This is a genomic window from Planotetraspora silvatica (assembly GCF_016863315.1).
Lineage (GTDB): Bacteria > Actinomycetota > Actinomycetes > Streptosporangiales > Streptosporangiaceae > Planotetraspora > Planotetraspora silvatica.
The window spans coordinates 1-890 of sequence record NZ_BOOQ01000101.1; the positions used below are offsets into that span (position 1 = coordinate 1).

At 66.1% G+C, this 890-nt stretch carries 1 protein-coding gene; it reads left to right on the forward strand.

The window, feature by feature from the left end; translation table 11 throughout:
* On the forward strand, positions 1–798 hold a 798-nt coding region (locus Psi02_RS39770; protein ID WP_275415343.1), incomplete at its 5' end, for an ABC transporter ATP-binding protein.
* Positions 799–890: the final 92 nt, after the last annotated feature.

The following is an 890-nucleotide window of genomic DNA, read 5'->3' on the forward strand; positions in this document are numbered from 1 at the left end:
CCCGCGATCCACGTGCAGGGCCTGGAGAAGTCCTACAAGGAGTTGCAGGTACTGCGCGGCGTGGACTTCGACGTGGCGCGGGGCAGTATCTTCGCCCTGCTCGGCTCCAACGGGGCGGGCAAGACCACAGTCGTGAAAATCCTGTCCACGCTGCTCAAGGCCGACGCGGGGACTGCCGGCGTCAACGGCTTCGACGTCGCCACGCAACCGGCCAATGTGCGGGAGTCCATCAGCCTCACCGGACAGTTCGCCGCCGTCGACGAGATCCTCACCGGGCGGGAGAACCTCGTGCTGGTCGCCCGGTTACGGCACCTCAAGAATCCGGGCAAGATCGCGGATGACCTGCTCGCGCGTTTCTCCCTGACCGACGCGGGCGCGCGGAAGGCGTCGACGTATTCGGGTGGCATGCGCCGCCGCCTGGACATCGCGATGAGCCTGATCGGGAATCCGCCGCTCATCTTCCTCGACGAGCCGACGACCGGGCTCGACCCCCAGGCGCGCATCGAGGTGTGGCAGACCGTCAAGGAACTCGCCGAGCACGGCACGACGGTGCTGCTCACGACGCAGTACCTGGACGAGGCCGAACAACTCGCCGACCGGATCGCGATCCTCCACGAGGGCCGGATCATCGTGAACGGCACCCTGGCCGAGCTCAAGCAGCTGCTCCCGCCCGCCAAGGTCGAATACGTCGAGAAGCAGCCGACTCTCGAAGACGTCTTTCTCTCGCTCGTCGGCGACGCCGGCAAGGACAGCGAGCCGGCAGTGACCGCAGCGTCGGCACCGACGAGTAAGGAATAACGATGACCAAGCATTTCTTCGGCGACACCACCGTCCTGCTGGGACGATCCCTGCGCCACATCACGCGCAGCGTGGACACCATCATCACGACC